Raw genomic sequence first — 23,033 nt, forward strand, 5'->3', positions numbered from 1 at the left:
CCACATCCGGGCCGCACTGACCGGACGTAAAAGCCCAGTGCCTCGCCGGGCGCGATCCACCGGCCGTGAAAGACGGACGCAGCAACCCATCACGCATGGGCGGCTGTCGTGCCGTCCACGGACCGAGAGGACCCGGCAATGAGCGCACGCCGAGCACTCGGCTACCGCAAGGGCCGCGCCGCCAACGGCGAGAACCCGGCCAAGCGGTACCCGATCTACCCCATCGCGGGTGGCGCACCGACCCTGACCGAGCAGCGCGACGAGGTCGCCCGCCTGCTGGCCGACCCGAACTACGACGGCGACATCGCCGAGCTGCTCCAGCGCGCCGACGACGTGGCCGCCGCGATCGAGCAGGCCAACCAGCGCGACGCCCGCCTCCGCGCACTGAAGGCCGCGCAGCTCCCCGCCGGAGACCCCACCCCGGACACCCGCGTCCAGCCCGGCATGCAGCCCGACGACCACGGCAACCAGCACCCCCTTACCGTGGCCGAGGCGTTCGTACGGTCGAAGGCCCTCGAGGCGTTCCGCGCGAACGGCAAGCGTGGCCAGTTCAGTGTCGACGGAGCCGAGTTCCGCGCAGCCCCGGCCGGCACGGTCACCACGGGCACGCAGCCGCAGCAGAACACTCGGGTGCCGGGGATCATCCCGCAGAACCCGGACTTCCCGCTGCTGGTCGCGAACCTCCTGGACAGGCAGACGTCGGACGGCACCACGCTCGAGTACATGCGGGACACCAGCGGTCCCCAGTCGACGTGGAACAAGGCCGCGGTCGTCGCCGAGGGCGCGGACAAGCCCATGTCCGGCCCGTTCACGTTTGACCTGATCACGACCACGCTCAAGACGGTCGCGCACTGGGTGCCCATCACCCGCCAGGCCGCCGACGACAACAGCCAGCTCATGGGCTACATCAACGGCAGGTTGACGTACGGGCTCGAGTACAAGCTGGACCGGGAGATCCTCACCGGCAACGGCACCACGGAGATGCAGGGCATCCTCACGACGCCCGGTATCGGCTCGTACCAGCCGGGCCTGGGCAACACGGACCCGAAGCTGATCACCCTCCGCAAGGCCAAAACTCAGGGGGAGTTGGCGCTGTACCCGCCGGACGCGGTGGTGATGAACCCGCTCGACTGGCAGGACATCGAGCTGGACACCGACGCGAACGGCCAGTTCCGCGTCATCACCAGCGTCACGGACTCCGGTGCACCCATGCGGATCTGGGGCCTCACCGTCGTCACCTCCGTGGCGATGACCGCCGGCACCGCGCTCCTCGGCGGCTACCGCATGGGCGCCACCCTGTGGGAGCGGCAGGGCATCACGATCCTCATGACCGACTCGCACGCGGACTACTTCACTGCGAACACGCTGGTCATCCTCGCCGAGCGCAGGGCGAACGTCGCCGTTCACACCCCGGCCGCCTTCGTGAGGGTCACTTTCGCCGCCGCTGAGGCCTGATCCCCCTAGGGCGCGGCCACCTCCCCTCGGCCGCGCCCTCCTCCCACCGTCACGCCACAACCGTGAGGAGCCGTCATGGCGAGCACACGTAAGCCCACCCCCGACGAGACCCCCGAGCAGTCGAACCCGGCCGTTGTCCGCACGCAGGAGTACTCCGCGGGCGAGGGCTGGCAGGTCGGGCAGACCGCGCCGGCCGACGCCTTCCGCGCGCTGGACGCTGCTGGCACCGGCGAGCCGACCGGCCCGGTCGTCCACAAGCACCCGGGCGGCTACGCCCGCCAGATCGCCGCCAAGGGCAGCGTGGTCACCGCGGGCGTGCGGCGGGAGCTGGACGCAGCCGAGGCCGCCGAGGGCGAGCAGGGCTGACCTGTGGCGTACTGCTCGATCGAAGCCGCGAAGAACGCGGGTGTCACCGGCTCAGATGCCGAGGTCGCCGCGTGGATCACGGCTGCCCAGGAGGGCATCGAGCGGTACACCCAGCAGTGCTTCGAGCCAACTGACCTGGTGGTGGTGGCGGACGTGGCGCCCGACGGACTGGTCATCCTCCCGCGCCGCGTCCGCACAGTCACCAGCGTCATGCCGGTGCTGGAGCCGGACGACGGCCCGTCGATCCCGGCCGCCGCGTACCGGGTCACCTCCTCGCGGGTCCTCGGGCAGATCGACGCCGTGCACCTGGCGTGGGGCGGCTACAACGACCTCGTCGTGGGGGCCGAGTCGTACAACGGCGGCTGGCTCGGCTTGTGGAAGCGGTGGGGCGCCGAGCAGGTGACGGTGATCGGCTCCTTCGGCTACGACACGGTGCCGCAGTTGGTAGCGGAGGCGTGCGCGCTCCTCGCTGCGGACCTTCAGGCGAAGGCCGCCCCGTCCGACGCGGACGCCGCTGCGGATCCCGGCCTTCAGGTGGACGACGAGGGCAACAACGTGGCCATCGAGGACACCGACGGCGACCCGTCGTCGGGTGTCGTCGCACCGTCGTCGTCGACTGGATCGACGCAGGTCGACGCCCTGTTGGCGGGCTACCTCAACCGTGGCTACAACCTGATCGGCGGTGTGTGATGGCGCGCGTCCGATCGACGGGCCGTCTGCGGCTCGGCACGCAGGTGTCGACGCAGATCAACACCCGTCAGTACGAGCGCGGGTTGCGCCGCTGGTTCGGCGGCATGTCCGACGATGTGAAGCGCGCCGTCGACCGGACGCGGATCGACGTGCAGAACGAGGCCCGCCGGCGGGCACCGGTGGACACCGGCCGGCTGCGCTCCTCGATCGTGTCCCGGGCCGAGGGCTCCGGCCGGGAGGTCGGGTACGTCATCGGCACGAACGTGAACTACGCGGCGGCCGTGGAGTACGGCACCAGCCCGCACGTCATCAAGCCGGTGAACAAGAAGGCCCTGTTCTGGCCGGGGGCCGCGCATCCGGTCGCGCAGGTCAACCACCCCGGCACCCGGGCGCAGCCGTTCCTGCGCCCGGCCATCGAGATGACCGAGATCTTCTGGCGGGCGAACGCCTCACAGATTCGGGGTGGTCGCTGATGGCCGCGAGCACGTCGGGCGCCATCAAGGCCCGCCTCGAGTCCCTCGCCTTCGGTGTGCCCGTCTTCCGCGACGGGCCCCGGGAGGGGCAGGCGCCGCCGTTCATCGTCGTCCAGGAGGGCATGCCCGCCGGGATGGACCGGGCCGCCAACGGCGACTTCGGTGACCCGGACGCCGAGATCAACATTATCGAGACCGTCACCGTCGACCTGGTGCAGCAGGCCCGCGTGAAGACCGGCGCAACCACCACCCGCGTCACCGAGCGGTACGGGCTTGCCGAGGCCATTGCGCACGCCCTGCACGGCCACCCCCTGCCGGCGCACCCGGCGAAGGTCACCGCCGTCCGCGTGCAGGACATCGACCGCATCCCGATCGAGGACAACCGGGTCCGGCACTCGATCACCGTGCAGGTGCGTCGGCAGCTGCTGCGCGAAGAGGTGGTGCCGCAATGAGGGTCACCTACACCGAACTGCCGCGTGACGAGGTGCTCGCGCAGCTCGGCCCGTACTGGCCGGCACCACCAGGCGCACGCATCGCCCTGATCGGGGAGATCGTCGCCGTCACCCATGGCGCCGTCGCTGTCCATGACTCCGATGACCGGCCCGGCACCTTGTGGTGGGCCGTGGACGGGCTGATCGTCCCGCAGGGCGCAGGCCCGCCGCCCGAGCTGCCGGGGTGTCCGGTGGCCACCGTCCCTGACCCCGCACCCGACACCCCACCCCACACGTAAGGGCCGGACCCCGGCACCAGGAAGGACACGACATGCCCATCTCTCGAGTGACGAAGCTGTACGCCGTGGCGGACGCGAAGATCGCGCCGCTCACCGCCGACCCCGCCGAGGGCACCCCCACCTACGGGGCGCTCATCGACGTCCCCGGCATCAAGAGCGTGGAGATCTCCGGCGACGTCGAAGTGAAGGAGCTGCGCGGCGACAACGGCTTGCTGGACAGCGACTCGGCCATCTCCAACGTGACCGTGTCCTTCCCGCACGCCAAGCTGTCGCTGGACGTGCTGATGGCCATCCTCGGCGGCACCGTCACCGACGGCGGCACCACCCCCGCGGAGACCTCCGAGTGGTCGCTGATGCAGGGTGCCAAGCCGCTGCCCTTCAAGCTCGAGGCCGTCACCCCGGTCGGCGGCTCCGACATCGTCACCGGCGACGTGCATTTCACGCTGCACAAGTGCATCCTCTCCTCCTTCCCGGGCCTGGGTCTGGCCGAGGAGGACTACCGCACGATCGAGACCGCGGCGCGGGCCGTGCCACTGATCTCCACCGGTGAGTGGATCAGTGTGGTCATCAACGAGACCGCCGCCGCGATCGCCTGATCTCCGGGCGGGGCCCGCGTCTCTCGCTCAGTACGCGCCCCGCCCGGCCAGCCCCTCATCCGCAGGCCGAAACCCGGCACTCACGTAGGGACCCACCACCATGACGCACGGCCTTGACCTCCTCGCCGACGGCGGAACCGTCGACCTCGCCGACGGCACCAGCGTGCCGCTCCGCTACAGCATGCGCGCCCTCGCCCTCCTCGAAGCCCGGTACGGCTCCGTGCAGGCCGTACAGACCGCCATCGACTCCACCGGCAAAGGCGCCGCGTTCGGCCCGATCATCCAACTCGTGGGCGCCGGCGCGGTCGGACCGGGCGGGTTCGAACCTCATTTCCGCGAGCACCAGGACGCCAAGGGCGAACGGAAGATCTCCGGCGACATCGTGTTCCGCCGCCGTACGGACGGCGCAGACCTCGCCGACCTGCTCCACCCCGGCCGCCTCAGCCAGTACGTGGACGCGTTCAACGCCGCGTTCTCGAAGGCCCTCGAGAGCCTGGGAAACGACGACGAGACCCCGGACCTGACCGCCGCGATCGAGACGGTTTCCCCTGGGCTGAGTTCTACTTCCTCGCCGTCGGTGCCCTCCACATTCAGCCCGGCGCCTTCTGGGACATGACCGTGGGCCAGCTGCTGACGCTGGCCGAGCAGCATCAGGCCGCCCACCAGACCGGCGGCCAACGCGAACCCGAACCCGCCGACGGCACATCCCTCCTGGGATTCGCCACGATGAACCGGAGGTGACCCGATGGCTGACGACATCAACCTGCCGAACCTGGTCAGCCATCTCGCGGTCAACCTCGACGGTGTGTCCGGCGCGATCGGCGACGCGTCCCGGCAGGGCTCCAGCATGGGCGCCGCCCTCGGCGGCGGCATTCAGCGCGAACTGCGTGACCTCCTCGCGAACCTGCCCGAGGTCACGGTCGACGGCAACACCGACGACGTCGACCGTGATCTCGCCCGCGTCCGCCAGCAGCTCGATGACCTGTCCGGTGAACGCATCGGCATCGACGTGTCCATCGGCGACGCCCTGCGCCGCCTCGAGGAACTCGAACCCCACCTTCAGCGTCTGTCCGACACACACCCGAACATCAACGTCCAAGCCACCACCCGGGCCGCGCTGCGACAGCTGGAAGAACTCCGGGCCGCCGCCCGGCAGGTCGACGGTACGGACGTCCGTATCGACGTGGACGTGGACGAGGACCGACCCAACCGGCTCGCCGGCATCCTGTCCCGCATCCCCGCGGTGGCCGGGTCCGCGGCCGGTGCGATCGGCGGGATCGGGAAGGCCGCGGCCGGGCTCGGTGCCGTGGTGCCGGTGGTGGCCGGGGTGGCCACGACGCTGGCGAACATCGCCCCGGCCGCCGGGGTTGCCGTCACCGGAATGGCGTCGGTGGCGCTGGCGCAGGGCGCCGTCAAGCTGGCCGCGGTCGGCATGGAAGATGCGCTGTCGGCGGCGTTGGACCCGTCGAAGGCGGCCGAGTTCAGCGAGGCCCTCGAGAAGCTCAGCCCGGAGGCACGGAAGTTCGCGACCGCCGTCCGCGACGCCAGCCCGGCCCTGCGCGACATGCAGCAGGGCGTACAGAACGAGGTCTTCCGCGGCCTCGCCGACCAGCTGGAGCGCACCGGTAAGAGCGTGCTGCCGGTGCTGCGGGTGAACCTGCTCTCCGCTGGAATTGCCCTGAACGGTATGGCCACCGGGGTGATGAAGTCCGCTCGAGAGCTGGCGGACAACGGGACGCTCGGGAAAGCGCTCGGCTCCGCCTCCATGGGCCTGAACAACTTGTCCGGGATCCCGGGCGTGGTGGTCACGGCGCTGGGACAGATCGGCGCGGCAGCCGGGCCCAGCTTCGAGCGGCTCACGTCGGCCGCAGCCGACGCGGCGACCGGTATCGGGGAGCGCCTCGGCCGCGCCTTCGAGTCGGGAGCGATGCAGGAGGCCATTGAGACCGCCGTCGACCTAATCAAGGATCTGGCGGACGTCGGCAGGAACGTTGCCGAGATCATCGGCGGCATCTTCAACGCCGTCCCGGAGGGCGGCGGCGGGCTCGTCGGCACGCTCCAGACGGTGACGCAGGCGATCGCCGACGTCGTCAACACCGACGAGGTGCAGGACGGGCTCGGCGCCCTCTTCGAGACGATGGGCGTCCTGGCCACGACGGTGGCCCCGCTACTGAGCCAGGCGCTCCTCGCGGTCGCCCCGGTGCTGTCCGCGCTGGGTCCGCCCGCGCAGGAACTGGTGCGCTCCCTTGGCGAGGCGCTGAGTCCAGTGATCGAGGCACTCGGCCCGGTGCTGGTGGTGGCGGCAGAAGCCGTCGGCGAACTGGTGGGGGCACTGTCTCCGCTGCTGCCGGTGATCGGTGAACTCGCGGCCGCGCTGCTGCCCGCGCTGACGCCGCTGCTGGACGCCGTGGTCACCGTCTTCCAGGCGCTCGCGCCCGTGGTCGGCACCCTCGCTGGCATCCTGCAAGACACCCTCGCTCCGGTCCTCGCCGAACTCCCGGCGATCATCACGCCGTTCGCTGACCTGCTGGCGAACAACCTGTCGGTGTGGCTGACGGTCATCGGCGACCTCCTCGTTGAACTCGCCCCCTCCTTCGTGCAACTCGGCACGTCGGCCGCCGAACTGATGGTCGCCCTGGCCCCCCTGATCGCGGCGTTCGGGGCCCTGGTGGCTCAGCTGGCGCAGGCCCTCATGCCGGTGATCCAGCCCTTGATCGGGCTCCTCGGCGGACTCGCGTCGACGATGACCGGGATCCTCGCTGGAGCGATCACGAACGTCGTCGTCCCCGTGATCAGCTTCCTCGCCAAGCTCCTGACGGGCGACTTCTCCGGGGCCTGGCAGATGGCCCGCGACGGCGTGTCCAAGGCAGCAAAGTTCATCGGGGAGCAGGCGACCGCGCTCGGCCGGTGGGTCGGTGACGGAGTCGCTGCGGCCGTCGGCTGGCTGCGCGGTCTGCCGGGCCGGGCGTCCTCGGCCCTGTCGTCGCTGCGCTCCACCCTGTCCGGAGTGGTCACGGCCGCCGGTCGGGCCATGGCGTCCGCGATCAGCGGCAAAATATCCGAAGCGGTCGGCTACGTGCGCGGTCTGCCTGCGAAGGCGCAGGCGGCCCTAGGTGGCTTGAGCGGTGTCCTGGCTGCGGCGGGCCGGTCGCTGATTCAGGGCTTCATCAGCGGGATCCGGTCGCAAATCAGCTCTGTGCAGTCCACGCTGCAAGGGCTGACGTCGAAGCTGACGGACTGGAAGGGCCCGAAGCAGAAGGACGCGAAGATCCTCACCCCGGCCGGCCGGTCGTTGATCGAGGGCTTCATCAAGGGCATCGACGGCACCACCGCGAAACTGCGCTCGCGGCTGGAGTCGATCACGAAGGCACTGCCCGCGAACGTCCGCTCCGGTGTGGGCAGGTCGCTGAAGCAGGCGACGGCCGAGCTGGAGAAGCTGGTCACCAAGCGAGACGCGGTGGTCAAGCGGCTGGCGGCCAGTGAGAAGAAGCTGGACGACCTACGGAAGGCCCGCACCAAGGCGTCCGGGGACATCTCGAAGGGCATCCTCGACGAGGCCAACATCACGACCGGCCACGCCGACGTCAACTCCGTCAGCGCGATCACGGTGGGGTTGCAGCAGGCGCTGAAGGCGACGCAGGCGTTCCAGGCTGACATCACCAAGTTGAGGACGGCGGGCGTACGGTCCGACCTGCTCCAGCAGATCGCGGACGCGGGCGTGGCCGCTGGTGGGGCGACGGCCGCCGCACTGGCTCGCGCGACGCCGGCCGAGCTGAAACGGATCAACGACCTTCAGGCACAGCTCGCCAAGTCGGCGGGGACGACCGGCGACACGGTCGGCAACGCCCTGTATCAGGCGGGCATTGCCGCCGCGCAGGGCTTGGTGAAGGGGCTGCGGTCGCAGGAGAAGGCCATCGAGACGCAGATGACGCGGATTGCGAAGAACATGCTGGCGACGGTCAAGAAGGTCCACCAGACCCGCAGCCCGTCGGAGGCGTTCCGCTGGGTCGGTGAGATGGACGGCCGTGGCCTGGAGGTGGGTCTACTCGCCACCGTGACGCGGGTGCGGGCGGCGGCCCGGACGGTGGCGGGTGCGGCGCTGGACGTGGCGAGCGGGGCTGGTGCCGCGCTCGCGGTTACGCCGACGGCCGGTCAGCTGGCCGCTGTCACTGCGGGCGCGGTGGGCGGCCGGGGCGACCAGTACAACACCATCCACCTGCACGGCACGGAGGCGACCCCGGACGGGATGCTGCACGCCCTGTCCTGGCGCGGCCTCGTAGGGAGGCGGTGACCATGGCGCAGCAGGCGATCGGCCGTGTGCAGTGGGGCGACCTGACGTTCGGGCCCGGCAGCCCGTACACGGTGACCGCGGTCGAAGGGCTGGACGATCTCCCCGATATCCGGGCCGAGGACATGGACCGGCCGGGCCAGCACGGCGACTACACCGGCCCCGACTACACCGGCGCCCGGGTCGTACAACTCAAGCTGGGGGTGCGGGGTGAGACGCCGGACGACCTGCGGGCGCTGAGCCTGGCCCTGAGGGGTGCGACGCAGCCGCAGCGCCAGCCGCAGCCGCTTCAGTTCCTCGATCAGGACACCCTTGTATGGGCCAAGGTGCGCAAGAGGAGCATCCCGTACGACGCCGAGCACCTGTGGCGCCTCGGGGATGCAGCGTTGGAGTTCTACTGCGCTGACCCCTACCTGTACGGGCTGACCGAGGAGTCTGCCTGGACGACCGCGTACTCTCCGTCGGCCGGCCGTACGTATCCGCTGGTGTACGCCGGGGCCGGGCCTGGGGTGCGGAACCTGGCATTCAATCCGTCCGCCGAGGAAACGTTCACGACGGAGACCACGAACTTCGGCAGCAACAACACCCGCTCCCGGGTCAACACGGAGTCGTGGGCCGGGCAGTGGAGCATTCAGCACGCCATCTCGGTGGCGTCCGCGCAGGGTGGCACCTCGTGGACCATCGAGCCGGTGGCCGCCGGGGACACGGTCCAGGCCAGCGCGTACGTGAAGATCCCCACCAGCGGAATCGCGGCCCTCGAGCTGTGGTGGCGCAGCGGCACCACGAACCTGAACACCATCTCGGTTCTCGCGCAGGCCCGGCCGGGAGCATGGGCGCGGGTGTCCGGCTCATACACGGTGGCCGCAGGGCAGACCTGCGACCGCGTGGCTGTCGTCGCCACAGCCTCGGCTGCGGGCGCGGTCACATGGTGGGCGGACGCAATCATGGCCGTGACCGGCACCAGCCTGCCCCCGTACTTCGACGGCGCCAACGGCGGCACCTGGGAGGGCATCCCGAACGCGTCCGTCTCGGCCAGGCCCGCCGGCTCGAACCGCTCGTACGGTACGGCCGGGTCGTCCGGGCGGATCACTGCGGTGAACGAGGGCGCATCCGCGGCGTACCCGGTGCTGCGACTCGACGGGCCCGTGGCGAACCCGGCGATCGAGCAGGTCACCACCGGAGCCATCCTCACGCTCGACGCCACGCTCCAGACAGGCGAGTACCTGATCATCGACACCCGGACCCGGGCGGTGCTCCTCATGGGGTCTACGCCCCGCCGGTCGTGGGTGCGCGCCGGGTCGTCGTGGCCGGTCCTACAACCGGGCTCCAACGAACTCGCCTACCGGGGCAGTGCACTGCCGGGTGAAACCGGCCAGTCGTCCCTGCTCACCGTCAGCTGGCGTGACACCAGCCTGTAGAAAGGAGGGCACGCGATGGCCCTGATCAACCCGCCTACGTGGATGCAGGCCGGTAGCTACTCGGCCCGCAGTGACCGGCTGGCGCTCACCGCACTGCTGTCGTACCCCGGTTTCTCGGTGGACGAGGCGACGCCGATGCGCATCCGGCAGGGCGTGAAACCGTCGTACCAGAACTACCAGCTGAAGGTGCGGCCGGCGCCGACCCCGAACATGACGGTGATCGTCAGTGCTGGGTTCGCGTTCATCGACCAGCACGACACCGGCGGCGCCGGCACGTACGTCTGCGTGAACGACTCCGACCTGGTGCTGACGGTGCAGCCTGCCGGCAGTGCTGGCCAGTACCGGAAGGACACGGTGGTCGCCTCGGTGTACGACGCCGAATACGCCGGGACCGCGTCCGAGTGGCGACTAGAGATCATCCAGGGCCCGTATGCGGCATCGGCGGGCGCGGCGGTCCGGGGCTCCCTGCCGCCCAACGCGCAGGTCCTCGCAGACCTGACGATCGGCCCGAACCAGACGTCGGTGGCGGCGGGCAACATCGCCGACCTGCGCAACTACTCGGTTGCTGCGGGCGGCATCGTGCCGGTGTCCTCGAGCATCGCCCCGCCTCGGCTGCACCCGGGGCAGGTGCTGTACCTGACGGACACGGACGTTTTCGAGGTGGGGCAGCAGGCGGGCACGAAACGCCAGATCCGCGAGCAGATCCGGTCGTTGTCCTCCGACCAGGCAGGATTCCCGGCGAGCCCGGTGACTGGAGCGTTCACCGATTTCACGTCGGTGCAGTGGCCGCCGATCACGGTGCCGGTGCCTCCGTCGGGCATGTTGCGCATCACGGTCGGTGCGTCCTGCTCCAACACGAACACGCCGACCAGCACAGCGTGGGTGCGGTGGCGTGCCTCGGGAGCTTTCACCGAGAGCGTCTCGTCGGCGAACTCGGTAAGCACCATGGGCAGCCGTGTCTACGCCAGCCGCACCGTGCTCCGCAGCGGCCTCACCCCGGGTGCCAGCGCGACGTTCACCCCGCAGTACAACGTCAGTTCGTACAACGCCAGCAACACCACGATCATGGACGGGCATCTGATCGTGGAGCCGATCGCATGACCGCCGACCTGACGGCGTTCTCCGCGCAGCTCTTTGCGGCCGCCGCCGACTCGCAGCCGGAGCACACGTACACGTACCTGTTCACGGACTTGCGCACCGATGCTCTGCTCGCCGAACTGCCGTTGTCTTCGGTGTCGTACTCCTTCGAGCTGAACGGCATCGGCACTCTGCGAGGCACGATCCCCTACAGCGACGAGACCCTTCCGCTGGACCCGGAGACGGCATCCCAGCCGGGCCGGACCGCCGTGTACGTGGACCGTGACGGGGTCCTCGTGTGGGGCGGCATCGTGTGGACCAGGGACCGCGTGAAGGGCGGCAAGAGCATTCAGGCCGCCGAGTTCCTGTCCTACTTCCAGCACCGGTACGTGAAGAAAACCCTGGCCACGGACACGAGTCTGCTGATGGACCCGGCCTACGTCGACGCGGGCGGACAGCGGCTGTACGTGGATCAGAAGCACATCGTGTGGAGCCTGCTCCGGTACGCGCAGGACCAGCCCGGCGGATCCATCGGCCTCGACATCAACCCTCTCGCCGGCACCGGGCACGGCGTCACCCGCAACGTGGCCTACTACGGCTACGAGCGGCCCGAGATCTACAAGGCCATCGCCGAACTCGCGGCGGCCGACGATGGGTTTGACTTCGGGATCGAGGTCGGGTGGACGTCGGTGGCGAACAACGAGGCGCCACGCCGCTACCGGCGGGCGCGCACCTGGTACCCGCGCCGGGGCCGCAGCGCCGAGGCCGGCCTCGTCTTCAGCAAGGGCGGCGGGCACGGCTCGATCATCGACTACGACTGGCCCGAGGACGGCACGTCGCTGGTGACGGAGATGTCCGGGCTCGGTGCCGGCACGGGCGAGGCGAAGATCGTGAAGACCGCTGCAGCTCAGGATCTCCTTGACTCGGGGTGGCCGCTCCTCGAGGGGGTGGCCACCTATGAGGGCGTGGTCGATGAGGCGCAGGTGCAGGGCCTCGCGAACGCGGATCTGGCGGCCCGGTCCCGGGCGGATGTGCAGCCGACGTTCGAGGTGGCCGCGGACGGCGACCCTGCGTTCGGTAGCTACAGCGTGGGGGACGAGGCACTGTTCGTCATCGACCCGGAGCCGCAGTCACCGAACGGCCGTGAGGGTGTGCTGAGGATCGTCAGCATCGAGAACACGGCCCGGAACGGCCCGGAGCGGGTTCGGCTGACCTGCGTGGGGGTGTGACATGCCCAAGGTGCAGAAGCCGAAGGATCTCCTCCAGCGGCTCGCCGAACTCGAGGACCGTGTGGACGCGCTGGCCCGTGAGGGCTGGGAGCGCGACGAACTGCCGCTCTATCCGGCGTCACAGCATGGGCTGGCCTACGACGATGCACCCGAGTGGCGCACGTTGTGGGAAGCGACGTTCACCCCGCGTACCGCCACGCTCCAGTTGGGTCTGGTGTTCCTCGGCGACATCGTGTCGGGCACGAACACGGGCGGGGAGTGGCAGGTGGTGTTCGCCGATTCCACGGTCGTCGCGTCGGGGACGGTCCCGGCCACGTTCGCGTACACCCGGCCCGCGCTGACGTTGGACCTCACCTCGTATCGGTCGGAGACGCAGCTGAGGGTGCGGGTGCAGGTGCGACGCACCGCGGGCGCGACGACCGGCGGCAAGTTCGGTGGCGGCGGGTCCATTGGCGGCGCGCCCCAGTACGCCCGACTCCTCTGACCTGAAAGGCACCACGATGAAGCTCGTTTCCCGGTCCCAGTGGGGGGCCCGCGACTACCGCCGGCCGAGCGGAGCAACGCTGTACAGCGGCAAGCGTCGCGGCGTGAAACTGCACTACCTCGGCACCCCGTACAGCGACCGCCCGCACGCGCAGTGTGCCGCGTACGTGCGGCAGATCCAGGCGCAGCACATGGACGGCAACGGCTGGTCCGACGTGGGCTATTCGTTCCTGGTCTGCACGCACGGCTACGTGTACGAGGGCCGCGGATTGCACCGCCGCAACTCGGCGAACGGCAACACCAGCCTGAACAACCAGGACTACGCCATCTTGCTGCTCGTCGGCTCCTCCGGACTCGCCGAGCCGACCGACGAGCAGCTGCACGGCGCCCGCGACGCCATCGACTACTGCCGCGAGGAGGGCCCGGCCGGGGACTGGCTCGGCGGGCACCGCGACGGCTACGCCACCGCCTGCCCCGGAGACGCGGTCTACCGGTGGGTCAAGGCAGGAGCACAACGACCCAGCAGCAACGAGGAGGAACCTGAGATGGCCATCACCGACGCCGACGCCCGGAAGATCGCGAAGGCGGTCCTCACCACGGACGGCATCATCCCCAACCCGAACCCGGCCAGCGCGAAGACCAACACGCACATCGCGCTGACGACGTCGGTGCGGAACATCGAGATCGTCACGCGCCGGACCGAGCGGCAGCTCGCCGCGCAGTCCGCCGCGATCACCAAGCTTGCCGGGCTCGTCGGCTCCGGCGTCGACACCGACGCCGTGGTGGCCGCGGTTCGGGACGCGATCCGGGACGCCGTGGTGAAGGTCGATGTCGACGTCACCGGCACCCCCAGCAGCTGAGCCGACCGGCCCAACTGCACGACACTCACAGGAGAAGTGACATGTCCAACCTCAACATCCCCCCGGCCGAGACCGTGGTGAAGACCGCCCGCACGTACGCGGTCGACCTGATCGAGCGCGTGCTCTGGACGTTCCTCGGCGCGGCCAGCGCGGTCGCTCTCGCGGCGGGCCCGGCCGACATGCTGTCCGCCTCGTTCTGGGAGAGCGTCGCCGTCGCGGGCATAGCGGCGGTGGTGACCCTCGTGAAGGGGCTGTTGGCCCGGGTGGTGGGTGCGAGGAACAGCGCCAGCTCGGCGCCGAGCGTCTGATGTGCGCGGCGGTTCGGCGGCTCAGGCAGCAGCTGGGCCGCCGTGGTGCGCTCCTCACGCTCAAGGGAGTCATGGCCATGGGCTACGGCTCCGGGCAGATCGTCCAGCCGACGGGTGACCGCGACGGCTTGGCGCTGCTGCTGAAACTGCGGCCGCTCGAGTTCTGGGGGTGGGCGTGGATCGTCGCGGGTGCGGTCGCCCTCGTCTGCGCATGGTTGCCACCCCGCCGGGACTGGCCCGGGTTCCTCGCGGTATGGGTGATCGCTACACCGTGGGCTATGGCGTACCTGCTGTCATGGTGGCCGCTCGGAGAGAGTCCCAGGGGCTGGGTCGTCGCAATGATCTTCGGCGCGTTCGGCCTGGTCTGCCTGGTGGCGATCGGCTGGGACGAACCGCCGCCTGCACGGACTGAGGTGCCGCGTGAGACCTGAGATGCTGACCGCGCTGAGCGCGCTTGTCGTCGCTGGGGTGACGGCCGTGGGCGGAGTCGTGACGGCCGTTATCGGCCGCCGGCAGCCTCGCGGGCAGCAACGCCGCGACGATTTCACTGCGGTCACTGCCCGGCTGGATAAGGACATCGAACGCCTCGAGCGGCGGGTTACGGAGCAGGAGGCGAGAGCGGAACAGGCGCAGGAGAGGATCACGGCGCAGGACTTCACGATCCGGTATCTCGTCGGGTGGGTGCGGTCGTTGGTGGGGTTCATCCGGCAGTCCCGGTTGGAGCCGCCGGCTCCGCCGCAGCCTGTTCCTCGGGAGGCGGAACCGTTCCTGCACGACGTGGGGTTGTGAGCCCCGGCCCGGCCCCGTGGTGGGAGGCCGGCCCGGGGTGTCCTTTTCCCTGTCCGTCCGTATGCCCCCGCTCTCCCTGCTCATGGGGAGGGCGGGGGCACCGTCATGCCGGGGGCTGGTCGGTGGGTGGCTGGTCGGCGACGAACGTGCCGATGCCGGTCTCGCCCCTGAGGTAGCCCTCGCGCCGTAGGTAGGCGAGCGCCTTCTGGCTGGTGGACGACGCAACACCCAGCTCGGTCGCCAGCTCCAGCGTGCCGGGGATGCGGGAGCCGGGCGGGTAGGTGCCGTCCTTGATACGGCCGATGACGATGTTGGCGACCTGTCGCCACACGGCCCGCGTCCGGTCAAGATCAGCGCTCATGCAGCGAACGTAGGCAGCCGCGCTATGCCGCGCGACCGCAGAATCCTGCGCCATACCTCGGCAACCCTCGGTAAGGCGCGGTAAGGTCCGCGTTACGAAAACCCCCGCAGCCTGGCCGGGCTCGGGGGCGTGGACGACGCTGTGAGGAGCATCGCCATGGAGGAGAGTACGCACTCTGTCATCCCACGAACAGAGTCCAGCGCGCTGCCCATGCTGCCGCTGCCGCAGGTCATCGGCCTGACCGAGGAGCAGCGCCGCGGCGCCGAGTGCGTGTGGTGCAGCACTCCGCTCACCGCCGAGACCGCCCGGGACCTGGGCGAGCGGCCGACGTCGGAGGGTGTGCGTATCTGGCCCCGCGGCTGCACCCCGTGCGTCCGCACCGCGGCCCGCCGCGTCGCCGGCCTCCACGCCGCCTCGTGCCAGCACTGCATCAGGGACGAGCAGGCGCGCCCGGGATGGGACGAGGACGAGAAGCGGTGCCCGGACCGGCGCGCGCTGCGCGCCCTGGCCCTCGAGGGCCGGCGATGACCGAGCCGCTGATGAGCCTGGAGCCCGCGCCGCTCCTGGGCATGCCGCTCCCCGACCCGGAGCCCGCCCCCGGCTGCCCTCGCTGCCGGGCATGGGCGCGCGAGCGGACGGACGCCCGCGGCGATGGCGACTGGACGCGTGTCTCCGACTGCAACGTCCACATCCGCCGCCACCCCCACCAGACCCCCGCTGCTGGCTCGCGCCGACGCCAGTAGTGGGTAGGTGGCCGCCCTCGCCCGCCCCCGTGGCGGGGCGGCCACCGTCAAGGAACCGACCGGTATTGACCGGTACCAGCCGACCCGCAGAAAGGAGGCAGACATGCGACTCACACTGGACACAGTGAGGAACGGCGGAGAGGACGGGGACTTCGAGCCCATCGTTCCCCGCCCGGAAGACGACCCGCCCACCCCCTCGGAGTAGCTGATGACCGCTAGCCACTGGCACCGACCGCCCACACCTCGCGAAATGGCCGAGGACGAGCTGACCATCGACCGAGGGCGGGGACGGCGGCACTGCAAAGTGCATCCCGCCCAGGAGATGATCCCGCTCGTGGCTGGGGTGGACGTCTGCCCCTTGTCTCACGGCGCGGAGGAGCCGAGCTAGCGGTACGGCTGGCCCCGCTCCTTCGCCGTAGCGGATGGGCGGGGCCTTCTGCTGTCGGCGGCGGACCGCTCATCTCACCAGGTCGGCCAGGTCCACGCCGATGGCGTCGGCGATACGGATGAGGGTGTCGAGCAGAGGCGAGGAGTGGCCCTGCTCGATGCGGCTGTACGTGGCGACATCGATGCCGCTCCTGCCGCACACATCGAGCTGGGTGAGGTTGTGATGCTCCCGCACACGCCTGATCCGCTCCCCGACCTGGCGACGGCGGGCGATGACCCGGTCGTCGGGCGGTGTGGGGCGCGGCACCCGTCCACGCTCCCGGCCCCATGATCAAAGTGGACTAGGGCCGACCCTAATTTGTTTGATCTTCGAGGGGATGCGGGTATCGCTCAGGCGAACCACCCCCCTCGCACGCTGTCCGCTTCGGCGGACAGGCCGGCCGCGGCGACTCTCTGCACGAGGTGTCCCCGCCCAGATGGCGGAACCGCGGCCGGTCGACCGCCCCGACCCGCGAAAGGGTCGGGGCGGTCTCGCGTTCAGTCCGAAGCCGCCTTCTTATCCCGACTGGCAGTTCCCCACAGTCGGCCACCAGCCGGCCCGGTGGAACCAGGGCGGAAGATGGGGCAGATAACTGCGATAAACACGCTCACCGCTCAGCAGGTCAAACGGCATCCAGTACAGCGCTCGCAGCGTGATAATTGCTGCCTACCGGCCGCACGTCATGCGCTCCCTGCTGCTTGCTTGACTGGCGTACACCGTGATGCGTCGTGCTCGGAAATGTTCCGCCCCACTGTAATGCCGCGGCACGGGACACCGGCCTGACACCGTCGACGACTTCCCTCCCGGTCCCTTCCCGGCTTCTCGTACGGGGCCCGCGCGGACCCCGCCCCCGGGCGGGGAGACACGTGTGAAGCAAAGACGCCCGACCCGGTCCCCTGGTTGCCGACGGCCGGACGTGACCGATCTCAAGTGGCGGCGGAACGATCATTCACAACGCATTGGTCAGGCACTTTTGAGGGCAGAGCCGACCAATCAAGATCATTCGATGCCGGGAGGCGGGCGCGTTGTCGGTGGCAGGTGCGAGGATGCGGGGAGTACTGGCCGTACGTGCGCGTGTGGTGGTGGGGGAAATCCGCGGTGGGGGACCGCGGGGCGGTTCCGTCCTCCGTACCGCGGGCGCTCGCGCAGAAGGGACCGCTCACGGCGATGCAGATCCGGCTGACCGTGGTAGATCCGCTGGGCACGCCCTCCCCCGCGCGAGGTCATGTGGTCGTCACCGCCCCCGCCGGTACGGCCCTGGCGGCGGTGGCCGCCGCGCTGGTCTCCGCGGTCTCCGGCGGCGACGGTTCCCCGGGCTCCTCCGGCACCCCGGTGCTGTACGCCGGTGACCAGCGGCTGGACGCCCAGCGCTGCACGCTCGGCGAGCCTCCACTGATCGACGGCGCGGTGCTGGCCGTGGGCGCCCCGGGCGAGCCCGAGCCGCATCCCGAGCTGGACGACGCCCCGACCAGGCTCCATGTCGTCGCCGGTCCCGACGCGGGCGGCGTCCATCTGCTGCACGGCGGCGAGATCCGCATCGGCCGCTCGGCCGACGCGGATGTGCCGCTCGACGACCCGGACGTCTCCCGGCTGCACTGCGCGGTGACGGTCGGCCCGGACGGCAGGGTCTCGGTCGCCGACCTCGACTCCACCAACGGCACGACCCTGGACGGCCGGCGGGTGGGCTCCCGCCCGGTCGCGCTGGCACCGGGCGCGTTGCTGCGGATCGGTGAGTCGGCCCTACGGCTCACCCCGGCCGCGGGGCCGGGGGCGCGGGCCTGGACGACGCCGGACGGCGAGGGGCACGTCCGCGTGCCGGAGCCGCCCGCGGGGCCGCCGGCCAAGCCGCCCTCGGGGGCCGGGTCGGAGTCGGCGGCCGTGCGTCCGCCGGACGGGCCGACGCACCACGCCCACGGTTCCGCGCCGGCCCGGACCACCGGGGAAACCCCGCTGCTACCCGGCGAGGGCGGCGCCCCGGAGCCCGGGAACCGCCGGGGGGACGGTTCGGACGCGGACGCGGACTCGGGCTACGGCTCGGGCTCGGCCTACGGCTCCGCTTCCGGCTTCCGTTCGGACACAGGTCCCGGCTCAAGCTCCGGCTTCGATTCGGGCTCGGGATCGGCCCCCGGCCCGGATTCGGGGCCGGGCTCAAGTTCCGGCCCGGGTTCGGATTCGGGCTACGGCTCCGGCTCGAGCCCCGGCTCCCGTTCGGGTTACGGCTCCCGTTCGGACACGGGCTCGGGATCGGGCTCGGGTTCCGGTGGCGGCTCCGACGCCGGCACCGGCCGCAACAGCGGAAGCGGCAGCCGTACGGTCCACGTGGCTTCCCGGGGCGACGTGCCGCGGGTCCCCAAGGGGCGCCGGGTCTCGCAGCCGAGGCCGGCCGACGGCGGGTCCGGCCGGGCGTACGGGGCGGGGGCCGGCACCCACGCGGGCAGTAACGGCGCGCCCACCGGGCCCGGTGCCGACGGCGGGCTCGCCGCCCGGTCCGCCGCTCCCGGGGACCGGCCCGCCGACGGCCGCCGGGGCACGCCGGGGCACGGCACCGATCCGTCCGACGCGGGCCTCGCGCCGCAGCCCTCCCGCGGACGCCGGCGCGGCGGGCTCTCGGCGTGGGCACGCCGGCTGGCCGGGGGACGTCCGGAGCCGGAGAGCACCGGACCGGACCCGTACGGCGAGGAGGCGGCCGGTACCGTCCCGGCCGAGCCGGCCGTCGCCGCGGCCGGACCGCCCGAGACCTGGCCCGACCCCGCCACCCTGCTGCTGACCGCCCTGGGGCCCGGCCCCCGCCTGTGGGAGCGCGGGCCGGGCCACCCGGAGGCGCTCGCGATACGCCTCGGCACGGCCGACCGGGCGGTGCCCGGCGGCTCGGGTCTGCTGCCCGCCGTACCGGTGACATCGGGGCTGCGCGAGGTGGGCTCGCTGGGCCTGGCCGGTCCGCGCGAGCGACTCACCGGGCTGGCCCGCGCGGTACTGGCCCAGCTCGCCGCGCTGCACTCCCCCGACGCGCTCGAGATCGTCCTGATCACCGCCGACCGCTCCCGCACCCTGGAGGAGCGCACCGCGGAATGGGCCTGGCTGGGATGGCTGCCGCACGTGCGGCCGGGGCACGGGCAGGACTGCCGGCTGCTCCTCGCCCACGACCGTGAACAGGCGGCGGCCCGCGCCGAGGAGCTGCTGCGCCGTCTGGAGGACCACGACCACGCGGCCCGCACCTCCCCCACCCCGACCTCCCCATCTGCCCCACCCACCCCATCCGCCCCGCTCATCCCCGAGCAGCCCCGGGCCTCCGGGGCCGACCGGGGCACCCCCCTGCGCCCCTCCCGGCCCAGGGACGACGGCGTCGGTACCGGTGACGGTGCGGCGGGCGGCTTCGCCGGGTCGTACACCGTGGTCGTCGTGGACGGTGACCCCGGGGGCCCCGAGGCGCGCGCCGCGATGGCACGGCTGGCGGTGGAGGGGCCGCGGGCCGGAATCCACCTGGTGTGTCTCGCCGAGACGGCCGCCGCCTCGGCCTCCTCCCCGGTGACGAGGACGTACGAGGCGGCCTGCGCGGTGACGCCCGCGTTCCGAAAGTGCGGTGCCGTCGCCCTGCTCAGCGGGGACGTGGCGACCACCCTGCGGCTGCTGCGGGTGGCCGCCATCGGCTCGGGGGCGGCACCGGGCCCGGTCGGCCACGGCACGGTGGCCACGGTCGACGCGGTGTCCCCCGCGTGGGCCGAGCGGTTCGCGCGGGCCCTGGCACCGTTGCGCACCGCGGGCGCCCCCGGTGCGGGGCACGCGCGCGTGTCGGCGCCGCTGCCCCGGTCGGCGCGGCTGCTGGACGAGTTGGGGCTGGCCCGCGCCACCCCGGCCTCGCTGATGGCCCGTTGGGCGGACTCGGCCGACGACAAGGAGCGGCTCGGCGGCCGGGTGTGCGCGGTGCTGGGCGCCGGACCGCGCGGCCCGGTGTCCGCCGACCTCGTGGCCGACGGACCGCATCTGCTGGTGGAGGGCCCTCCCGGCAGCGGCCGTACGGAACTGCTCCGGGCCGTCGTCGCCTCCCTGGCCGCGGCCGAGCGGCCGGACCGGCTGGGCATCGTGCTGGTGGACGGCCGCGCCGGCACCACGGGCGGCGGGCAGGGCGGCGGACAGAACAGCGGGCACGGCGACGGACTGCGCGTGTGTACGGACGTACCGCACGTCACCACGCATCTCAGCGCCAACGACCCGGTGCGGATGCGGGAGTTCGCCCAGTCGCTGAGCGCCGAGCTGAAGCGGCGTGCCGAACTGCTCGGCCGGTCGGACTTCGTGGAGTGGCACACCGGGCGCGAACTGGCGGACCGTATGGTCGCCCAGCGCACGGCCCCGCCCCGCGGCCCCGCGACAGCCGGTGGCGGCGAGCACCTCGGGGACCTGGATTCCCCGCCCAGTGGTTCCACGCTGCGGCTGCGGCCCGGTGCCGCCCGGCGCAGGGCCGAGACCCCGCCGCCGCTGCCCCGGCTGATCGTGGTCGTGGACGACCTGGACGCGCTGGTCTCCCCCGCACTCGGTTCACCGGGGCGGCCCGCCGCCGGGTCGGTGCTGCGGGCGCTGGAGGCGGTGGCGCGGGAGGGTGAGCGGCTGGGCGTGCACCTGGTGTCGGCCACCGGCCCCTGCGCCCGTACGGCGGAGACCGAGCCGGCGCGTCGCGCGGCCCTGCGCGTGACGCTCGACGCGCCCACGCCGGGCCGTGGGGCCGCCTCCCCGTTCGGACCGAACCAGGAGAGCGGGGACGAACCGGCGCCGGGCCGGGGGCGTCTGGCCCACACGGACGGCCGGGTGACCGCGTTCCAGGGCGGGCGGGTGACCGGGCGCATCCCGCGCACGGCGACGCTGCGGCCCACGGTCGTGCCGCTGGAGTGGCACCGCATGGGCGATCCGCCGGCCCGCCGCCCGGTCAGGGAACTCGGCAACGGCCCGACCGACCTGGCGCTGCTCGCCAGCGCGCTGGAACGCGCGGCCCGCGAGGTCGCGGCCACCGGGGTGCCGTCGCTGCTCTGACCCGCTCCCGGGGAGCGGTGCGCCCCGCTCCCCGGGCGTCGCGGCCCTCCCGCCGGCCCCACCCGCAGAACCCCGTAACACCCTCAACACCCCTACGTTCCCCGGAGATCGAGGGCGTACGGCCCGCCCCTGCGGGGCCGATCGGGACTCTTCGGCCCCGGAGAGTCACGACGCGGTCACGATCCCGGACTCGACACGAGACGCGCTCTTGCCGCCCGCGACCTCACGGGCGTACACCAGAGCGCACGGGACAGCGCTCGACGTTCGACGAGGTACGAAGAACGGGGCAGTGATGCGCAGGACGAGCAGGATCATCCGGGCACGCAGATCGTCCGGCACACCCACGGCAACGGCGACTCCCCGCACCCGCAGGGCCGTCAGGGCGGCGGCCGCAGTGGTCGCGGGCGTGCTCGCGGTCTCACTCACCGCGTGCGGGGGCGACGACGACGGCAGTGACGGATCGGACGGCGGCGGCACCGACGAGACCGCCTCCACCGTCACCCTTCCCCGGCTCGACGGCCAGGACCTCGAGGTCGCCGCCGTGTGGACCGGCACCGAACAGGCGAACTTCAAGAAGGTCCTCGCGGAGTTCGAGAAGCGCACCGGCGCGAAGGTGACGTTCGTTCCCGCCCAGGACCCCATCGTCAACTTCCTCGGTTCGAAGATCGCGGGCGGCGCCCCGCCCGACGTGGCGCTGCTGCCGCAGCCGGGCGCCGTCAAGCAGGCCGTGGAGAAGGGCTGGGCCAAGCCGCTGGGCGCCGAGGCACGGGCGGAGCTCGAGAAGAACTACTCGCAGGGCTGGCAGGACATCGGCTCGGTCGACGGCACGCCGTACGGCGTCTACTACAAGGCCGCCAACAAGTCGCTGATCTGGTACAACGCCCAGGTCTTCGAGAACGCGGGCGCGAGTGAGCCGACGACCTGGCAGGACCTGCTCACCACGGCGCAGACGGTCTACGACTCCGGTGTCACCCCGTTCTCGGTCGGCGGCGCCGACGGCTGGACGCTCACCGACTGGTTCGAGAACATCTACCTCTCCCAGGCGGGCCCGGAGAAGTACGACCGGCTCGCCGCTCACGAGATCAAGTGGACGGACCCGTCCGTGAAGGACGCGCTGACCACGCTGGCGGAGATCTGGGGCAAGCCGGACTACCTCGCGGGCGGCCCGGACGGCGCGCTCCAGACCGAGTTCCCGGCCTCCGTGACGCAGACCTTCACCGGCGGCGACCAGCCCGAGGCGGGCATGGTCTACGAGGGCGACTTCGTCCAGGTGAACATCGGCGAGACCGAGGCGGAGGTCGGCACGGACGCGAAGGTGTTCCCGTTCCCCGCGGTCGGTGACAGCCCGCCCGTGGTGTCCGGCGGCGACGCGGCCGTGATCCTCGAGGACTCGAAGGCGGCGCAGGCGCTGGCGACGTTCCTCGCCTCCCCGGACGCCGCCGGCATCCAGGCGAAGCTGGGCGGCTACCTCTCACCGAACAGGAACGTGCCGAACTCGGCCTATCCGAACGAGGTGCAGCAGAAGATGGCCCGGGCGCTCGTCGACGCCGGGGACGACTTCCGCTTCGACATGTCCGACCAGGCCCCGCAGGCCTTCGGCGGCACCCCCGGCAAGGGTGAGTGGAAGGCGCTCCAGGACTTCCTGAAGAACCCGAAGGACGTCGCGGGCGCCCAGCGGCAGCTGGAGGCCGACGCGGCCGCGGCGTACGGGAACTGAG

At 71.6% G+C, this 23,033-nt stretch carries 25 protein-coding genes; 22 read left to right on the plus strand and 3 right to left on the minus strand.

Annotated elements, in window-relative coordinates:
* The first annotated feature begins 138 nt into the window (after window positions 1-138).
* The 18 genes from ACWZEH_RS12995 (at window position 139) to ACWZEH_RS13080 (ending at window position 14,762) form a co-directional block, all read left to right on the plus strand.
* Window positions 139-1,455, plus strand: coding sequence for a phage major capsid protein (locus ACWZEH_RS12995; RefSeq protein WP_456198267.1), 1,317 nt, complete (start codon window positions 139-141; stop codon window positions 1,453-1,455).
* 75 nt (window positions 1,456-1,530) lie between these two features.
* A complete protein-coding gene (locus ACWZEH_RS13000; RefSeq protein WP_456198269.1) occupies window positions 1,531-1,821 on the plus strand; it encodes a hypothetical protein in 291 nt (96 codons plus the stop codon).
* A gap of 3 nt (window positions 1,822-1,824) precedes the next feature.
* Window positions 1,825-2,511, plus strand: a complete 687-nt coding sequence (locus ACWZEH_RS13005; RefSeq protein WP_456198270.1) for a hypothetical protein — start codon at window positions 1,825-1,827, stop codon at window positions 2,509-2,511.
* Window positions 2,511-2,984, plus strand: a complete 474-nt coding sequence (locus ACWZEH_RS13010; protein ID WP_456198271.1) for an HK97-gp10 family putative phage morphogenesis protein — start codon at window positions 2,511-2,513, stop codon at window positions 2,982-2,984. The genes ACWZEH_RS13005 and ACWZEH_RS13010 overlap by 1 nt, the downstream gene beginning before the upstream one ends.
* Window positions 2,984-3,436: a hypothetical protein gene (locus ACWZEH_RS13015; protein ID WP_456198273.1), complete on the plus strand. Its 453-nt coding sequence runs from the start codon at window positions 2,984-2,986 to the stop codon at window positions 3,434-3,436. Before ACWZEH_RS13010 ends, ACWZEH_RS13015 begins: the two co-directional genes overlap by 1 nt.
* On the plus strand, window positions 3,433-3,714 hold the full coding sequence (locus ACWZEH_RS13020; protein WP_456198274.1) for a hypothetical protein: 282 nt from the start codon (window positions 3,433-3,435) through the stop codon (window positions 3,712-3,714). Before ACWZEH_RS13015 ends, ACWZEH_RS13020 begins: the two co-directional genes overlap by 4 nt.
* 32 nt (window positions 3,715-3,746) lie before the next feature.
* On the plus strand, window positions 3,747-4,310 hold the full coding sequence (locus ACWZEH_RS13025) for a phage tail protein (RefSeq protein ID WP_456198276.1): 564 nt from the start codon (window positions 3,747-3,749) through the stop codon (window positions 4,308-4,310).
* A 100-nt stretch (window positions 4,311-4,410) separates the two neighbouring features.
* Window positions 4,411-4,926 carry a hypothetical protein gene (locus ACWZEH_RS13030; protein WP_456198278.1) on the plus strand — a complete coding sequence of 172 codons (516 nt, stop codon included), beginning with the start codon at window positions 4,411-4,413 and terminating at the stop codon, window positions 4,924-4,926.
* On the plus strand, window positions 4,899-5,051 hold the full coding sequence (locus tag ACWZEH_RS13035) for a hypothetical protein (RefSeq protein ID WP_456199580.1): 153 nt from the start codon (window positions 4,899-4,901) through the stop codon (window positions 5,049-5,051). Before ACWZEH_RS13030 ends, ACWZEH_RS13035 begins: the two co-directional genes overlap by 28 nt.
* Window positions 5,052-5,055: 4 nt before the next feature.
* Window positions 5,056-8,601 (plus strand): hypothetical protein, encoded by a 3,546-nt coding sequence (locus ACWZEH_RS13040; protein WP_456198280.1) that lies wholly within the window; start codon window positions 5,056-5,058, stop codon window positions 8,599-8,601.
* Between the two features lie 2 nt (window positions 8,602-8,603).
* The gene (locus tag ACWZEH_RS13045) at window positions 8,604-10,016 is read left to right on the plus strand and encodes a phage distal tail protein (protein ID WP_456198281.1); all 1,413 of its coding nucleotides are present in this window, start codon (window positions 8,604-8,606) and stop codon (window positions 10,014-10,016) included.
* Between the two features lie 15 nt (window positions 10,017-10,031).
* Complete coding sequence (locus tag ACWZEH_RS13050) at window positions 10,032-11,117, plus strand: hypothetical protein (RefSeq protein WP_456198283.1); 1,086 nt, start codon at window positions 10,032-10,034, stop codon at window positions 11,115-11,117.
* Entirely contained in the window at window positions 11,114-12,322 is a 1,209-nt protein-coding gene (locus ACWZEH_RS13055) for a hypothetical protein (protein ID WP_456198285.1), read from the plus strand. Before ACWZEH_RS13050 ends, ACWZEH_RS13055 begins: the two co-directional genes overlap by 4 nt.
* A 1-nt stretch (window position 12,323) precedes the next feature.
* Window positions 12,324-12,806 (plus strand): hypothetical protein, encoded by a 483-nt coding sequence (locus ACWZEH_RS13060; protein ID WP_456198287.1) that lies wholly within the window; start codon window positions 12,324-12,326, stop codon window positions 12,804-12,806.
* Between the two features lie 16 nt (window positions 12,807-12,822).
* The gene (locus ACWZEH_RS13065; RefSeq protein WP_456198288.1) at window positions 12,823-13,665 is read left to right on the plus strand and encodes an N-acetylmuramoyl-L-alanine amidase; all 843 of its coding nucleotides are present in this window, start codon (window positions 12,823-12,825) and stop codon (window positions 13,663-13,665) included.
* 41 nt (window positions 13,666-13,706) lie between these two features.
* The gene (locus ACWZEH_RS13070) at window positions 13,707-13,973 is read left to right on the plus strand and encodes a hypothetical protein (RefSeq protein ID WP_456198290.1); all 267 of its coding nucleotides are present in this window, start codon (window positions 13,707-13,709) and stop codon (window positions 13,971-13,973) included.
* 71 nt (window positions 13,974-14,044) lie between these two features.
* On the plus strand, window positions 14,045-14,404 hold the full coding sequence (locus ACWZEH_RS13075) for a hypothetical protein (RefSeq protein WP_456198291.1): 360 nt from the start codon (window positions 14,045-14,047) through the stop codon (window positions 14,402-14,404).
* A gap of 1 nt (window position 14,405) precedes the next feature.
* Window positions 14,406-14,762, plus strand: coding sequence for a hypothetical protein (locus ACWZEH_RS13080; protein WP_456198293.1), 357 nt, complete (start codon window positions 14,406-14,408; stop codon window positions 14,760-14,762).
* Between the two features lie 103 nt (window positions 14,763-14,865).
* Here the strand turns inward: ACWZEH_RS13080 and ACWZEH_RS13085 are convergent, their stop codons facing one another.
* Window positions 14,866-15,123 carry a GntR family transcriptional regulator gene (locus tag ACWZEH_RS13085; protein WP_456198295.1) on the minus strand — a complete coding sequence of 86 codons (258 nt, stop codon included), beginning with the start codon at window positions 15,121-15,123 and terminating at the stop codon, window positions 14,866-14,868.
* Between the two features lie 156 nt (window positions 15,124-15,279).
* On the opposite strand from ACWZEH_RS13085, the gene ACWZEH_RS13090 reads away from it, so the two are divergent.
* Window positions 15,280-15,651, plus strand: a complete 372-nt coding sequence (locus tag ACWZEH_RS13090) for a hypothetical protein (protein WP_456198296.1) — start codon at window positions 15,280-15,282, stop codon at window positions 15,649-15,651.
* On the plus strand, window positions 15,648-15,866 hold the full coding sequence (locus ACWZEH_RS13095) for a hypothetical protein (protein ID WP_456198298.1): 219 nt from the start codon (window positions 15,648-15,650) through the stop codon (window positions 15,864-15,866). The genes ACWZEH_RS13090 and ACWZEH_RS13095 overlap by 4 nt, the downstream gene beginning before the upstream one ends.
* 457 nt (window positions 15,867-16,323) lie before the next feature.
* Here the strand turns inward: ACWZEH_RS13095 and ACWZEH_RS13100 are convergent, their stop codons facing one another.
* Window positions 16,324-16,560, minus strand: coding sequence for a helix-turn-helix domain-containing protein (locus tag ACWZEH_RS13100; protein WP_456198299.1), 237 nt, complete (start codon window positions 16,558-16,560; stop codon window positions 16,324-16,326).
* A 900-nt stretch (window positions 16,561-17,460) separates the two neighbouring features.
* On the opposite strand from ACWZEH_RS13100, the gene ACWZEH_RS13105 reads away from it, so the two are divergent.
* A complete protein-coding gene (locus tag ACWZEH_RS13105; protein WP_456199582.1) occupies window positions 17,461-21,315 on the plus strand; it encodes an FHA domain-containing protein in 3,855 nt (1,284 codons plus the stop codon).
* A gap of 165 nt (window positions 21,316-21,480) precedes the next feature.
* Here the strand turns inward: ACWZEH_RS13105 and ACWZEH_RS13110 are convergent, their stop codons facing one another.
* Window positions 21,481-21,741, minus strand: a complete 261-nt coding sequence (locus ACWZEH_RS13110; RefSeq protein ID WP_456198300.1) for a hypothetical protein — start codon at window positions 21,739-21,741, stop codon at window positions 21,481-21,483.
* On the opposite strand from ACWZEH_RS13110, the gene ACWZEH_RS13115 reads away from it, so the two are divergent.
* Entirely contained in the window at window positions 21,722-23,032 is a 1,311-nt protein-coding gene (locus ACWZEH_RS13115) for an ABC transporter substrate-binding protein (protein WP_456198302.1), read from the plus strand. The two genes, ACWZEH_RS13110 and ACWZEH_RS13115, sit on opposite strands and share 20 nt — an antisense overlap.
* Window position 23,033 lies beyond the last annotated feature (1 nt).

This window comes from Streptomyces yamdrokensis, from assembly GCF_053890455.1.